Below are 14,485 nucleotides of genomic sequence, written 5' to 3' on the forward strand. Positions count from 1 at the left end.
CGACCGCCCATTGGAGTCATTGCGCCAGAGCAGGCGCCTTGGCCAGCAACTCTTCGATCTTCGCTTTGCACCCGCCGCATCCGGTGCCCGCACGGCAGTTCTCGCCGACCTCGGCGACGGTGGTGCAACCAGCGCCTACAGCATGGGCTACCTGGCCGTAGGTAGCGCCCGAGCAGCGGCACAGCTGATCATCATCGCTGGGGATAGCAGCGATTTGATCCGTTGCCGGATCATCCAGCCGCAACAGGTTGGAGCGGTCTTCAGGCAAGGCGGTGGCCCGTTCATACGCCAGCACGAGTTCGGCACTGGTTTGCGGCAATCCCATGGCCAGGAATCCGGTGACCGTATCCTGCCGGGTGACGATCTTCAGATAGCGTCCGCGCGCAGGGTCCGCATAGATTGTTGCCTGCAGATCGGTATCGTCCCAATAACCGGCGCTGATATCGCCGGCGGCGGTCAGCTCGATGCCTTGCCCCTTGAGCATCAATACATCAGAAGCAGAGAAGTCCGGGGCAACAAACGGTTCGGAGCCAGTGGAACCAATCAGCCGCAACAATTGCTGGGACAACCATGCGGCTTGGGCCCAGCCCGGGGCCAGCAATCCGACCGGTGGCTGTCCTGCAACTTCGGCACAGTCACCGACGGCGAAAATTCGCTGCTCGGTATCGGCGCAAAGGAATTCATCAGTCTTAATACCGCGGCCCACCGGTAATCCGCAGCCCGAGGCCAGCTCTGTTCTGGCTCTCACACCCGTGGAAATGAGCAGGGCATCAGCCTGGATCAGTCCGTGGGTGGAAGTCATCAGGCCGGTGAAACCCTGTGCATCCTTCTGAATGCCACTGGCCTTCGCACCGGGGATCACCTCGACACCTGCTTCACGCAGATTACGTGTCAGCAGCGCCCCTCCATCCGCATCCACGACGCGTCCCAAGGGAGCCGGACCATGATGCACCAGCACCGGTTGCGCGCCGGTGCGCGCAATGGCCAAGGCCGCCTCGATACCCAGAACTCCGCCGCCGAGAATCAAAATGCGCTGGCCAAGATCGATTGATTTGCGCAGCTGGTGGGCGTCATCCACCGTGCGCAGGGCGAAGACTCCGGCTGGCAGTGAAGCATCAGCGTGCGGATCGAAATTCAGGCCGTTGAGCGTGGGGATCACCGCCCGGGCGCCGGTGGCGAACACAAGCCGGTCGTAGGACACATAGTCATTGCCGCCCAGATGGATCCGGCGCCGTGAGCGATCGATGCCGGTAGCCTGCACGCCCAAGCGCACGTCGACTCCGGCATCGGCCAAGCGCTGCGGATCCACCATGCCCAGGTGTTCGAACTCGGCGGCTCCGGCTGCCAGTTCAGCGAGCAGCACACGGTTGTAGGCCAGGTGGTCTTCGGCGCTGATGATGGTGATGGCGCAGTGGCCGGCCGCCGTTGCCGGGAGCAGCCCTTCGACAAGGGACGCGGCGACGGGGCCGAAGCCAATGATGATAATGCGTTGAGGGCGTTGCTCGTTCATTGTTCCTCTTTCACAGCGCTCAGCGAAACATGGGCGTGCTTGAATTCCGGCATCTTGCTGTGCGGGTCGACCTTCGCCTCGGTCAGCAGGTTTGCGGTACCGGAATCCGGGTAGTGGAAGGGCAGGAAGACCGTGTCCAGCCGGGCATCGGAGCTCAGCAGTGCGCGGGCGGTGACTTCCCCGCGTTCATTGCGGATCACGACCTTTTGTCCTTGGACAATCTGGTGGGCTAGGGCTGTGGCTGGATGGATTTCCAGCAGCGGTTCCGGGGCGGCCTGGGCCAGCTCGGGAACACGGCGGGTCTGGGCGCCAGACTGGTAGTGCTCCAGCAGCCGGCCGGTCACCAGGGACACGGCCGCGTTGTTCTTCCGGGGTTCCGGTTGGAAAGCAACTGGCACCAGCACTGCACGCCGATCCGCATGCGCAAAACCGTCAAGGAATAGCCGAGGGGTTCCATTGCGGATGCCGCGCTCGGCCTTCACTTCGGTGCCTGCAGGGCACGGCCAGTAGATGACCGCCCCGGCATCGAGGTCATCCCAGCTCACCCCCGAGTAGTCCGCCAGGCCACCGGCTGACGCTTCTTTGAGTTCTTCGAAAACTTCCCCCGGATCGGGGGAGAAGTGGCCGGGAGCATCCAGCCGCTGGGCGAGCTGGGCGAGGATCCACAGTTCGCCGCGCGCATGTTCCGGTGCCGCCAAGGCAGCGCGGCGGCGCAGGATCCGCCCCTCCAAGTTGGTCATGCTGCCTTCTTCTTCAGCCCATTGCAGCACCGGCAAGACCAGGTCCGCTCGGGCTGCAGTCTCCGAGAGGAAGAAGTCGCAGACCACCAGGAAATCCAGCCTGGACAGTGCGTGGATCACGAGCGACGCATCGGGTGCGGAGATCACCGGGTTGGCCCCGTGGACCATCAGCATGCGCGGACCGGTGGGGGTACCTAGCGCGTCAAGGAGTTCAACGGCGGGAAGCCCGGGACCGGGAATGGTTTCCGGGGCAACGCCCCAGACGCGGGCAACCTGTGCACGGTGTTCCGGGTCGGTGATCTTGCGGTAGCCGGGAAGCTGGTCGCACTTTTGCCCGTGTTCCCGACCGCCCTGCCCGTTGCCCTGGCCGGTGATGGTGCCGTAGCCGCCGGCCAGGGTTCCGGGCAAGCCGAGCAGCAGCGCGAGGTTGATCGCGACGGTGACCGTATCGGTGCCGTTGGAATGCTGCTCGATGCCGCGGCCGGTGAGGATGTAGACGGGCTTGCCGCCGGCCTTCGCTTCGCTGGCCGCCTGGGCCAGGGCCCGGGCGGTGTGCCGGATCTGCTCGGCAGGAACGCCGGTGACCTGGGCGGTGCGTTCTGGCCACCAGCTGGCCAAGGAGGCTTTCACTGCATCGAAACCGTTGGTGCGGGCGGCCAAGTAGCTGGTGTCGGCCAGGTACTCGGCCACCAGCACGTGGGCCAAGCCCAGCAGCAGCGGTAGGTCGGTGGCCGGGGTCGGCTGCAGGTGCCAGCCAGCATTATCGGCGCAGAGCTTGGCTGTAGCTGAACGGCGAGGATCAACCACGATCAGCCCGCCGTTCTCACGGGCTCCGGCCAGATGCCGGACAAAGGGCGGCATCGTATCGGCCACGTTGGAACCGAGCATCAGGATCATCCCGGCCGAATCCAGATCAGCCAGCGGGAAAGGCAATCCCCGGTCCAAGCCGAAGGCGCGGTTGGTGCCGGCGGCTGCCGAGGACATGCAGAACCGTCCGTTGTAGTCGATCCGCGAGGTACCTAGGGCCAGCCGCGCGAACTTGCCCAGCTGGTAGGCCTTTTCATTGGTCAGCGAACCGGAACCGAAGACCGCGAGTGCGTCGGCTCCGGATTCGGCCCGGATGCCCAGCGCCTTTTCGGCAACCAGATCCAGCGCATGCTCCCAGCTAACCGGGGCAAAGCTTCCATCGGGCTGACGGAGCAGGGGTGATTGCAGGCGTTCTGGGTGATCGAGCAGCGTGGCGGCGCTATAGCCTTTGCGGCACAGCGCCCCGCCATTGGTCTCGAAGTCCCGTCCCTTCAGGCTCACCGGTTCGGTGCCGTGATCCTGCTGGTTGGGTTCCAAGGTGATGCCGCACTGCAGGGCGCAATAGGGGCAATGAGTGTCGGTCATCCTAGACTCCGTGCTGGGCGAAACGGGTGCCTGAGCGTGCATAGGCGAACCATACGGTGGCCATGAGCAGCAGGTAGACCGCGATGAAGATGATGAACGCCGTGGTGTAGGCGCCGGTGCTGGATACGGACAGGCCCAAGGCCTGGGGAATCAGGAAGCCGCCGTAGGCGCCAATGGCCGAGATCAAACCGAGGGCTGCGGCCGCCTTGCGCGAAGAATCCACCTGGCTTGCCTGTTTTCCCTCGTCGCTCAGGGCAAAGACTGCCGGGATCATGCGGTAGGTCGAGCCATTGCCGATGCCGCTTGCGGTGAAGAGCAGCAAGAACAGGAATAGAAACATCCAGAAGTTGGCCCGTGGCAGGCTGAGCACCAGCGCAGCGGTAATCAAGGCCATGGCTCCGAAGGTCGCCACGGTGATGCGTGCGCCGCCGAGCCTGTCAGCGATCTTGCCGCCGTATGGACGGGCCAGGGACGCGACCAGCGGGCCGAGGAAAGCCAAGGTGATGGTTGCGGTGCCCAACGGCAAGGCCGCGTATTCGGGGAAGGTGTCAACGATCAGCTTGGGGAAAACTGCCGAGAATCCAATGAAGGAGCCGAAGGTTCCCACATACAGTGCGGAGATGATCCACAGGTGCTTTACCTTCAGGCAGGCAATGGCGCCGCGGATATCTGAGCGGGCCGACGACAGGTTGTGCATGTATTTCCAGGCACCCCATGCGGAGAGCAGAATCAACGGGATCCAGAGCATCCCTGCCAGCGGTAGCTGCAACGCCCCGGCGGCGAAGACCGTGACAATGACCGGTACAAGCAGCTGGGCGACCGCCGCGCCGAGGTTGCCGCCGGCGGCGTTGAGGCCCAACGCCCATCCCTTGCGGGAAGCGGGGTAGAAATAGGTGATATTAGCCATCGAGGAAGCGAAGTTTCCGCCGCCGAAGCCGGTCAGCGCCGCAAGGCTGAGCATGACCCAGAATGGCGTGGACGGATCAGCCAGGGCCAGGGAAATGCCGCCGGCCGGAATCAGCAGGAGCAGCGCGGAAATGACCGTCCAGTTGCGCCCGCCGAAACGGGCCACCATGAACGTGTAGGGGATGCGCAGTGTGGCACCGACGAGGCTCGGGATGGAGATCAGCCAGAACAGCTGCGTGGTGCTGTAGCTGAATCCCGCTACTGGAAGATAGACCACGACAATGGCGAAAAGCTGCCAAACGCTGAATCCGAGGAACTCGGCGAAGATGGACCACTTGAGGTTTTGGCTGGCTACCGCAGATCCGGTGCGCTTCCAGAATTCTGGATCCTCCGGGGTCCAATTGCTGACCCAGCGTCCCGGTTGCACTTGCAGTGCCTGCGATGTGTCAGATGCTTCTAGCTGTGCGCTCACGTTATCCGATCCCTTCTCTAGCACTTGATGCATCTGAGCTTCTCAAAGAGGTATTTCGCCTAGGTGCTCAGGTTGTTGCGCCGAAGGGAACTTAAATTCACCCGCCGGATCGGTGCGCCGATAGGCGGCTGTAATGTGTTGGAAACCCGAGCCCCGGGGCAACGATCCAGCTTCGGGATTCGCGGTGCTGGAGGGAGGGCCAGTCCCGTCGGATCGCTGCAAGTGGGAGAGGGGATGAGCGGCAAGACGGCAAGTTTTTGTTCATGATGCGAAAAAGAGATTTCAAAAGAAGTGTTGCGTGCGTCACAATCCGCTGATAATCTCGTAGCTGTCTATGGCGGGCACCCACCTGATGGGTCGCTATCTACCGGGCATGCAACTGATCGATTTCAGGTGACAAGCGCAACCGGTAGCTAGCGCCAAGCAGCGCGCTGCGGTTCTCTTGTCCAAAGCATGAGGAGCCACGCGATGAGCGTTACTACCACTGGCCAAGACTATCTTTCGATGGCCATCGATATTGCCACCACAAATGTCCACAACGCCGGCGGGCCTTTCGGCGCCGTCGTGGTCGCCCCCGACGGCCAGGTCTTCGAAGGGGTCAACCGCGTCACGGCCAACAATGATCCATCGGCGCACGCCGAAGTGGTGGCCATCCGCACCGCGGCCGCCGCCTTGGGGACCTTCGACTTGAGCGGCTGCGTGCTCTACAGCAGCTGCGAACCCTGCCCGATGTGCCTGGCCACCTCGCTGTGGGCCCGCATCGGCAAGGTCTTCTTCGCGGCCAACAGGCATGATGCGGCTGTCGCCGGATTCGACGACGCGGTGTTCTACGACTATTTCGAAGCAAAATCCAACCGCTCGCTGATGCCGGTGAACTGCTTCCAGTCCGAAGGCGGCGAGCACCTGTTGCCGTTCAAGGCATGGGATTCGCAAGAATCCCGGACCGACTACTAAAGGTCCAGGACCATGACCACGACAAGTCGCTTGCCAGCTGGCCCCCAGGGCGCGCAGCGCGGCAGCAAGCCGCGCCGGCCGGGCGGGCCGGGCGGCATCCTGGACGCGTTCTTCAGCATCACCGAACGCGGGTCCACGCTGGCGCGGGAATTGCGCGGCGGGATCGTCACCTTCTTCACGATGGCCTACATCGTGATCCTCAACCCGCTGATCCTCGGCGGATTCAGCGCCGAGGCCGCACCCGTGGATGTGGCCGGCAACTGGCTTCCGGCCGCGCAGGTCGGGGCCATGACCTCGCTGACCGCCGGGGCCATGACCATCCTGTTCGGGCTGATCGCCAACCTGCCCTTCGGCCTGGCCGCCGGGCTGGGCATCAACTCCTTCCTGGCCGTCTCGGTGATCCAGGACGTCACCTGGCCCGAGGCCATGGGACTGGTGGTGGTCAACGGCGTGCTGATCGTCCTGTTCGGGATGACCGGGGTGCGCACCGCGATCTTCCGGGCCATCCCCAAGGACCTGAAGGCCGCCATTACGGTGGGCATCGGGCTATTCATCACCTTCATCGGGTTCGTGGACTCCGGCTTCGTCACCCGTACCGCCGCCGGGCCTCCGGTCCAGCTGGGCGATGGCGGGTCGATCGTCTCGATCCCGACCATGGTCTTCGTGGTGGGGTTGCTGATCATGGGCGCGCTGGTGGCCCGCGGGGTGCAGGGCGCGATCCTGATCGGCATCGTGATCTCCACGGTGCTGGCGATGATCGCCGAGCTGGTGTTCAGGATCGGGCCAGCCGGCGCGGATAACCCGCATGGCTGGCACCTGAACATGCCGGTGCTGCAGGGAAATATCGTTTCGTTGCCGGATTTGTCGCTGGCCGGGGAGTTCGACCTGTTCGGCTCCTTCGGGCGGATCGGCGCGCTGGCGGCGACGATGCTGGTGTTCACCTTGGTGTTCACGAACTTCTTCGACGCCATGGGCACCATGACCGGACTGGCCAAGAATGCCGGTCTGGCGCGCAAGGACGGCACCTTCCCGCGGCTGAAGGCCGCGTTCGTAGTCGAGGGCCTGGGCGCGGTGGCCGGAGGCATGGGCTCGTCCTCCTCGAATACCGTCTACGTGGATTCGGCGGCCGGCATCGGGGAAGGGGCGCGCACCGGGCTGGCTTCGGTCATCACCGGGGTGCTGTTCCTGGGTTCGATGTTCTTCACGCCGCTGACCTCGGTGGTTCCCATTGAGGTGGCGGCCGCGGCACTGGTTCTGGTGGGCACCTTGATGTGCGCGCAGATCCGCGAGATCAACTTCAAGCGGTTCTCCAGCGCCATGCCGGCGTTCCTCACCCTGATCACCATGCCGCTGACCTACTCCATTGCCAATGGCATTGGCGCAGGGTTCATCGCCTGGGTGGTGGTGAACACCGCGGCCGGGCGGTACGCCAAGATCCACCCGCTGCTGTGGGTGGTGGCGCTGGGCTTCCTGGTGTACTTCGCACGGGGCCCGATCACGGCCCTACTGGCCTGAGCTGATACGGGCTATAGTAAGGATCCACTGAGGTGAGGTGGCTCACCTTGATGGTTTGCATGGATGTGAATGATCCGAATTCTGGAGGGTAATCATGGGCGGATGCCTCGCCTGGTCCAAGGGCCAGATAGCGCACGGAAACTGATCCCGCCGCAGCACGCGGCGGCGCCCTGGACGAGCCTGGAACTTCCGGCAGGGCGCCAGATCCCACCCATTATCCAATTCATTCATGGTGCGCCGGGCGATACCCGGGCGCAGGAGGTGTCAACGGCATGAGCGCCGAGGCAACGCAAGAGACAAAATGCCAGGTTACGGTCAACGGAAAGGTCCGGGAATTCGACGGGCCGCCGCATACCAACGCGCTGGATTTCCTGCGCGGGCAGCAATTGATCGGATGCAAGGAAGGCTGTGCCGAGGGCGAGTGCGGCGCCTGCTCGATCCTGGTGGCCCGCAGCGATGGGGAAGGCAGCAGGTGGACGGCGGTCAACGCCTGCCTGCTGCCGGCCGCGGCGCTCGACGGCCAGGAAATCATCACCTCCGAAGGGCTGGGCAGCGTCGCGGCGCTGCATCCGGTGCAGGAAGAGATGGCCAACCGCGGCGGATCCCAGTGCGGTTATTGCACCCCCGGATTCGTCTGCTCCATGGCCGCCGAATACTACCGCCCCGAGCGGACCGCCAATCCCGCAGTCAGCGCGGGTGATGGCGGGGAGCACGAGTGCGGACCGAATGGATTCGACCTGCACGCGCTGTCGGGCAATCTCTGCCGCTGCACCGGATACCGCCCGATCCGCGACGCCGCCTACGCGCTGGGCGAGCCTGAGCCGGATGACCCGCTGACTGCCCGGACCCAGCACCGGGCCCCGGCACCGGTGGCCACCGACATCCAGCGCGCCGATACCCCTACCGGGGACCTGGGCCGCTTCCGCCGGCCGGCGGACCTGGACCAGGCACTGCAGATCCTGTCAACCGAACCGCAGACCGTACTGGTGTCCGGTGCCACCGACTGGGGCGTGGAGGTCAACATCAAGGGCGCCCGCGCCCGCTCGGTGCTGGCCATCGACCGGCTGCCCGAGCTGCGCCAGATCCACTGGAACGAGCAGTACCTTGAATTGGGTGCAGGCTGCACCCTGAGCGAACTGGAACGCAAGCTCGCCGGGCAGGTTCCGCTGCTCTCCCAGCTCTTCGGGCAGTTCGCGTCAAAGCTGATCCGCAATAGCGCAACCATCGGCGGCAATCTGGGGACCGGATCGCCCATTGGCGACACCCCGCCGGCGCTGCTGGCGCTGGAGGCCGAGCTGGTGCTTTCCAGCATCCGCGGCAACCGGATGGTGGCGCTTTCGGGCTACTTCACCGGCTACCGGCAGACCGTGCGCGAGCCGGGGGAGATGATCACCGCGATCCGCATCCCGCTGCCGCTGGCACCGCTGACCAGCTTCCAGAAGATTTCCAAGCGGCGCTTCGATGACATTTCCTCGGTAGCCATCGGCTATGCGCTCACGGTGTCGGACGGCATGATTACCACGGCGAGGATCGGGCTGGGCGGCGTGGCCGCCACCCCGCTGCGCGCCGTGGCCACCGAAGCCGAGCTGGAAGGCCAGCCGTGGAACCTGGAAACCATCCGGGCCGCCGCGCGCACCATGGGCACCGAAGGAACCCCGATGGATGACCATCGGGCCAGCGCCAACTACCGCAAGGCCATGCTGGCCTCCTCGCTTGAACGGTTCTATGCCCAGCAGCTTGAACGCCGCTTTGAAGCAGGACAGGAGCAGAACTCATGAGCCAGCTATCCCAACGCCCCGACGCTCCGGTAGTCGGCCAGCGCCACCGCCACGAATCGGCGGCCGCGCACGTCACCGGCACCGCGCTGTATACCGACGACCTAGCTGCGCGCCTGGCCGGGGTCCTGCATGCCTACCCGGTGCAGTCCACCTGCGCCCATGGAAAAATCCTGGGCCTGGATGCCAGCGCGGCGCAGCAGGTACCCGGGGTGGTCCGGGTCATCACCGTGAAAGACATCCCCGGGGTCAATGACCAGGGCGCCAAGCACGACGAGCCGTTGCTCCCGGTCCACGAGGTCATGTTCTTCGGCCAGCCGGTGGCGTGGGTCCTGGGTGAAGACCTGGAAGCTGCCAAGGCCGGGGCCAAGGCGGTGCGCGTGGAGTACGAACCGCTGGACTCGCTGGTCACCATCAAGGACGCGATCGGGGCCAACAGCTTCCACGGCATCCAGCCCGAGATCTCCAAGGGAGATCCGGAGGCAGCCTTCGCGCAGGCGGCCCATGTTTTCGAGGGCGATTTCGAGTTCGCCGGCCAGGAGCACTTTTATCTGGAAACGCAGAACTCGCTGGCCATGGTGGATGAGAGCGGGCAGATCATGATCCACTGCTCCACCCAGCATCCCACCGAAACCCAGGACATCGTCTCGCATGTGCTGGGCATTGGTGCCCACGAGGTCACCGTGCAGGTATTGCGCATGGGAGGAGGCTTCGGCGGCAAGGAAATGCAGCCCCATGGCTATGCCGCGGTGGCGGCCCTCGGTGCGGTGCTCACCGGACGGCCGGTGCGGGTGCGGCTGGACCGCACCCTGGACATGACCATGACCGGCAAGCGCCACGGATTCCATGCAACCTGGAAAATCGGCTTCGACGATCAGGGCAAGATCCTGGCCCTGCAGGCCCAGCTGACCGCTGACGGCGGGTGGAGCCTGGATCTGTCCGAACCGGTGCTGACCCGCGCGATGTGCCATATCGACAATTCCTATTGGATCCCGAATATCAGGGTTAACGGGCGCATCGCCAAATGCCATAAGACCTCGCAGACCGCGTTCCGCGGCTTCGGCGGTCCGCAGGGCATGCTGGTCATGGAAGACATCCTGGGCCGGGTGGCCCCGCAGCTGGGATTGGACGCCCGGGAACTGCGCCGCCGCAATTTCTACACCCAGGGACAGGACACCCCGTACTACCAGCCGGTCCGGCATCCCGAGCGCTTGGAGGCTGCTTGGACCCAGCTGCTCGGCTCGGCAGATATCGCCGCGCGCGAGGAGCAGATCGCAGAATTCAATGCCGGGCACGAGCACGCCAAAAGGGCGCTGGCGATGACGCCGGTGAAATTCGGCATCTCCTTCAACCTCACCGCCTTCAACCAGGGCGGCGCGTTGGTGCTGGTCTACAAGGACGGTTCGGTGCTGGTCAACCACGGCGGCACCGAAATGGGACAGGGCCTGCATACCAAGATGCTGCAGGTGGCCGCCACCGCCTTGGGCGTGCCGCTATCCAAGGTGCGCATTGCCCCTACGCGCACCGACAAGGTGCCCAATACCTCGGCCACCGCAGCCAGTTCGGGCAGCGACCTGAATGGCGGCGCGGTCAAGGATGCGTGCGAGCAGATCCGCGGCCGGCTCGCGCAGGTGGCCGCCGGAAAATTGGGGGTTCCGGCGCAAGACCTGCGCTTCAGCGGCGGCAGGGTCACCGCGCTGGGCAAGAGCGAATCGCTGGGGTGGGAAGACGTGGTCAACGCCGCGTACTTCCAGCGGGTCCAGCTTTCGGCCGCCGGCTTCTACCGGACCGAAGGGCTGCATTGGGACCTGTCGCGGATGACGGGCAGCCCGTTCAAGTACTTCTCCTACGGGGTGGCGGCCAGCGAGGTGGAAGTCAGCGGCTTTGACGGCTCCTATGTGCTGCGCCGCGTGGATATCGTCCATGATGTGGGCGATTCCCTCTCGCCGCTGGTGGATCTGGGGCAGATCGAGGGAGGGTTCGTGCAGGGGGCTGGCTGGCTGACCCTGGAGGATTTGCGCTGGGACACCTCCGATGGCCCGGGCCGCGGACGGGTGGCCACCCAAGCCGCGAGCACCTACAAGATCCCGAGCTTCTCCGAGATGCCCGACGTCTTCAACGTCAGCTTGCTGGACAAGGCGCATGAGGAAGGCGCGGTCTACGGATCCAAGGCCGTGGGAGAACCGCCGCTGATGCTCGCCTTCTCGGTGCGCGAGGCACTGCGTCAGGCCATTGCCTCCTTCGGCCGCTCCGGGCGTTCGGTGCCGCTGGCGTCCCCGGCGACTCCGGAAGCGGTGTTCTGGGCGATCGAAGCGGCGCGGGAGGAGAGGTAGCCATGCTGTCGTGGATTGAAGCTGTCACCGCGCTGCGCAATGAACGGCGTCCCGCGGTGCTGGCCACCATCACCGCGGTGCGCGGGCATGCCCCGCGCGAGGCCGGCGCGAAAATGGTGATTGCCAGCCAGGAGATCTTCGGAACCATCGGCGGGGGCAACCTGGAGATGGCGGCCATGGAACGGGCCCGGCAGATGATCAGCGCGGGCGGGAACCAGCCGCAGAGCATCACCATGAAGCTCAGCGACAAGGCCCCGGCCAAGTACGGCAGGCAATGCTGCGGCGGCGAGATCACGGTGCTGCTAGAGCCCTTGCCGGTTCCTGCCACGGTGGCGATCTTCGGGGTGGGAAATGTGGGCATGGAATTGGCCCGCATTCTCGCCCGCCATGACCTGGAGCTGCATCTGGTTGATTCGCGCCCGGAATTCCTGGAGGACCTGCCGGTCCTAGAACCGAGCGTGGCGCGGATCCATTCGGCGGTGGCGGTGCTCGGGGAGCAGGTGCTCAGCTGCCTGCCGGAGGGAACGCATGTGCTGATCATGACGCACGATCATGCCGAGGATTTCCACCTGTGCGATGCCGCGTTGCGCCACCCGGGTTTGGGATCGATTGGATTGATCGGGTCGAGTGCCAAGTGGGCCCGCTTCCAGAAGAATCTGCGTGCCAGCGGCTTCAGCGACGAACAGATCGCGGCCATCCAGTGCCCCATTGGGATCGAGCAGGTGCGGGGCAAGCAGCCGGCGGTGATTGCGGTGTCCGTGGCTGCCGACTTGCTGGCGAGGATCACGTCCGGGGCAAAGCAGCCGGTGCGCAGCGCCTAGATGCGGGGCCGACGGGCGATTATGAGAATTGTCTAACGTGGGGAACAAGGAGCAATGCCGGGGAGTTTAAACAGGGGAGAGCGGTGCTTCGTGCACCGCGCCCGCAACGTCTAGGAGGCCAATTCCATGTCCATGTTCGACAAGCTGCTGCGCAAGGGCAAGCAAATGGCCGGCGAGTACGTCCGGGAACAGCTCAACCAGCGCGGCTCCAATAGCAATCAGCGCGGCTCCAATAACCAGCAACGCGGCTACCAGCAGAATCCCGGCGGCTACCAGCAGCAGAACTACGGCGAGCGCGGCTACGGCAACCAGCCGGCCTCGGCACCGTCGCGCGAGGATCAGGCCGCGATCGAGAAGTACCGCTACATGCTCCGTACCGCTCCGCCGCAGGATATGGAACGCGCCCACGCCGAGGCTTTCGCCCGGCTGACCCCGCAGCAACGCGAACTGCTGCATCATGAACTCTCCGAGCAGTTGCCGCCGGCAGAACGCCCGATGAGCCAGGACCCAAGGGACCTGGCCCGTTCGGCAACCCGCGCGGAGATGTCGCGTCCCGGGTTCATGGACAAGATCTTGGGTTCCGGCGGCAAGGGACGGGGCTTGGGCATGGCTGCCGGCGCGGCCGGCGGCTTGGGTGTTGGCCTGCTCGGCGGCGTGGCAGGTGCGTTCATCGGCACCGCCATTGCTGGACCGCTGCTTGATGGTTTCGCCGGCATCGGCGAAGAGTTCGGTTCCATGGCCGAGGGCCTGGGCGATACCGTATCCGGTGCCGGGGAACAGCTCTCCGCGGCCGGTGAAGGCCTGGGCGGCCAGGCCGAAGGCATGTTCGGGGACTTCCTCGGCGGTGCCGGTGGGGACTTCGGCGACTTCGAGTTCTAGTAACTGGTCTCAAGCTGGCAGCAACTGCGTGTTGCTGCCGGCTTTTTCGCGCACTGTCCAGGGCTACGGACAAGCCGCTGGCTCAGCGGAAGCCGAAGTGCCTGGAAGGGCTTTAGCCGAGCTGGACGGCTTCGCGGACCCGGGTGATCTGTCCCGGGGTGACCTGGCAGCAACCGCCGATCAGGCGAGCGCCTGCGGCCACGAGTTCGGGAACCGCTCCGGGCAAATCATTGCCTTCAGTTCCTGGGACCCACACACGAGCTTCGTGGTCCCAAATTTCTCCGCTATTCGGGTAGGCCGACAGCGGCAAGCCGGTTTCTTCTCCCAGAATCTGCAACGCGGCCACCGCTTGGGGTACCGGGCAGCAGTTCACGCCGACTGCGTCCCACACGCCGGATTCCTGAACGATTCCGGCTACGACTCGAAGATCGGTGCCATCGCCCAGAACCACTCGGCCTTGGTCATCGGCGCGCACCGCAAGGCTGAGCAACGCCGGCAGCTGCAGCTCCCGAGCCAATACGGTCAATGCTTCTGCTTCTGCCAGGCTGGGCACGGTTTCAAAGATGACCAGATCGGCACCGGCGTCAGCCAGGATTTCCAAGCGCTTGCGGTGCCAGTTGGCCAGCTCGGAGGCCGTCTTGCGATAGGCGCCGTCGTATTCGGTCCCGGCGCCCGGTCCGGCACCGTAGGGACCCACCGAGGCGGCCACCCAGCGTGCTGCGTCCGCGCTCCCAACGCTGGAGGCTTCTCGCGCCAGGCGCACGCTGGTGCGCAGCATTTGTTCCATCTTCTGCTCGGAGCCCACCTGAGCCAGGCCGTCATAGCTGACCTGGTAGGAGCAGGTCGTGGCAACTTGGGCACCGGCAGCGAAAAAGTCCTGGTGCGCCGCGCGGACCTCTTCGGGGCGGTCCATGAGGATCTGCGCTGACCACAGGTGCCCGGTCACGTCATTGCCGCGATCGGCCAGATGGGTGCCGAGACCGCCGTCGAGGATGATTGGCGGGCTGCCTTCGGCGCGCAATGCGTCACGGAAATTGCTGGGGTGGTTTGGGATATGCACGTCATCGAGGGTACACGCCGAGTGCTTGGATGACCGACCTTGACGCCGTGTGACCACAGATGACATGCCCGTCCGGGACTGCCGTCCAAGCTCGATATCCTGCAAGCGCATTCATTCCACAAGGAGCC

General features: G+C 64.8%; 10 protein-coding genes. 6 read left to right on the forward strand and 4 right to left on the reverse strand.

Annotated features, from left to right (window positions below; translation table 11 throughout):
• Positions 1-16: 16 nt before the first annotated feature.
• The 3 genes from ACIP6G_RS07790 to ACIP6G_RS07800 are packed head-to-tail and all read right to left on the reverse strand — an operon-like array spanning position 17 to position 5,053.
• Positions 17-1,510 (reverse strand): FAD-dependent oxidoreductase, encoded by a 1,494-nt coding sequence (locus tag ACIP6G_RS07790; RefSeq protein ID WP_365942736.1) that lies wholly within the window; start codon positions 1,508-1,510, stop codon positions 17-19.
• Positions 1,507-3,642, reverse strand: coding sequence for a molybdopterin oxidoreductase family protein (locus ACIP6G_RS07795; RefSeq protein ID WP_365942735.1), 2,136 nt, complete (start codon positions 3,640-3,642; stop codon positions 1,507-1,509). The genes ACIP6G_RS07790 and ACIP6G_RS07795 overlap by 4 nt, the downstream gene beginning before the upstream one ends.
• Before the next feature lies 1 nt (position 3,643).
• Positions 3,644-5,053, reverse strand: coding sequence for an MFS transporter (locus ACIP6G_RS07800; RefSeq protein ID WP_400289442.1), 1,410 nt, complete (start codon positions 5,051-5,053; stop codon positions 3,644-3,646).
• A 435-nt stretch (positions 5,054-5,488) separates the two neighbouring features.
• On the opposite strand from ACIP6G_RS07800, the gene ACIP6G_RS07805 reads away from it, so the two are divergent.
• The 6 genes from ACIP6G_RS07805 to ACIP6G_RS07830 all read left to right on the forward strand — a co-directional run bounded on the left by ACIP6G_RS07805 (position 5,489) and on the right by ACIP6G_RS07830 (position 13,297).
• Positions 5,489-5,974, forward strand: coding sequence for a nucleoside deaminase (locus tag ACIP6G_RS07805; RefSeq protein ID WP_400289445.1), 486 nt, complete (start codon positions 5,489-5,491; stop codon positions 5,972-5,974).
• Between the two features lie 12 nt (positions 5,975-5,986).
• Positions 5,987-7,489, forward strand: coding sequence for an NCS2 family permease (locus ACIP6G_RS07810; protein WP_105662034.1), 1,503 nt, complete (start codon positions 5,987-5,989; stop codon positions 7,487-7,489).
• Positions 7,490-7,761: 272 nt separating this feature from the next.
• Complete coding sequence (locus ACIP6G_RS07815) at positions 7,762-9,267, forward strand: FAD binding domain-containing protein (protein WP_365942732.1); 1,506 nt, start codon at positions 7,762-7,764, stop codon at positions 9,265-9,267.
• Positions 9,264-11,597 carry a xanthine dehydrogenase molybdopterin binding subunit gene (gene xdhB, locus ACIP6G_RS07820; RefSeq protein WP_365942731.1) on the forward strand — a complete coding sequence of 778 codons (2,334 nt, stop codon included), beginning with the start codon at positions 9,264-9,266 and terminating at the stop codon, positions 11,595-11,597. The genes ACIP6G_RS07815 and xdhB overlap by 4 nt, the downstream gene beginning before the upstream one ends.
• 2 nt (positions 11,598-11,599) lie before the next feature.
• Positions 11,600-12,418, forward strand: coding sequence for a xanthine dehydrogenase accessory protein XdhC (gene xdhC / locus ACIP6G_RS07825; protein ID WP_365942730.1), 819 nt, complete (start codon positions 11,600-11,602; stop codon positions 12,416-12,418).
• Positions 12,419-12,544: 126 nt separating this feature from the next.
• The gene (locus ACIP6G_RS07830) at positions 12,545-13,297 is read left to right on the forward strand and encodes a hypothetical protein (protein WP_365942729.1); all 753 of its coding nucleotides are present in this window, start codon (positions 12,545-12,547) and stop codon (positions 13,295-13,297) included.
• Positions 13,298-13,409: 112 nt separating this feature from the next.
• Here the strand turns inward: ACIP6G_RS07830 and mmuM are convergent, their stop codons facing one another.
• Positions 13,410-14,357 (reverse strand): homocysteine S-methyltransferase, encoded by a 948-nt coding sequence (mmuM, locus tag ACIP6G_RS07835; protein ID WP_365942728.1) that lies wholly within the window; start codon positions 14,355-14,357, stop codon positions 13,410-13,412.
• Between the last annotated feature and the right edge of the window lie 128 nt (positions 14,358-14,485).

The sequence above is a fragment of the Glutamicibacter sp. NPDC088483 genome (genome assembly GCF_044753145.1).
GTDB lineage: Bacteria > Actinomycetota > Actinomycetes > Actinomycetales > Micrococcaceae > Glutamicibacter.